This is a genomic window from Pseudomonas sp. KCJK9016, from assembly GCF_046231795.1.
Lineage (GTDB): Bacteria > Pseudomonadota > Gammaproteobacteria > Pseudomonadales > Pseudomonadaceae > Aquipseudomonas > Aquipseudomonas bananamidigenes.
The window spans coordinates 1-523 of sequence record NZ_JBJJMM010000071.1; the positions used below are offsets into that span (position 1 = coordinate 1).

1 pseudogene is annotated in these 523 nt (G+C 59.8%); it reads right to left on the reverse strand.

The features are described 5' to 3' along the window. Nucleotides 1-523, reverse strand: a pseudogene (locus ACK6BI_RS28025) (hypothetical protein); the annotation flags it as partial.

Genomic DNA, 523 nt, shown 5'->3' on the forward strand with positions numbered 1-523 from the left:
GGCTCAGGTCCATGCGCAGGATCGGCAGCCAGTCGCCGGTGGCGTTGAAATAGTCGCGTTGATCCTTTTGTGCGCCCAGCAATGAGCCACTCTTCGTCACGTCGTAGAACAGGCCTTGCAGTGGCAGTTGCTTCGGAGTCTGGTCATCCCAGTTCCTGATTTGCAGCAGCGTGGGTCTGGCGGACCATTCGGTGTCGATGCGTTGGTGTGCGATCAGACTGGCGCTGAACTGCGCAGGGTCTTGAGTGCTGAGCGAGCATTGCTTCGCAGGCTGATTGTCCTGTTGTGCAAAGTGCGCAAGCCAGCTCTGGACGTCGGTCGCACCCTGGGTCGTGCAGGAGCTGGCATCCTGAGCCTTGACCGTCGCTGTCCACCCGCAACCGAAATAGGGGCGCGTGCCCTGAACCGCAAACTCGAACGGGTAGGCACACAGCACATCCAGTGCCTTGTCCTGGCCGATGGCCGTGAATTGATCGCTGAACACGGCACCGTATGCTTGCGTCAGCGAGCGAGTATCAAGATC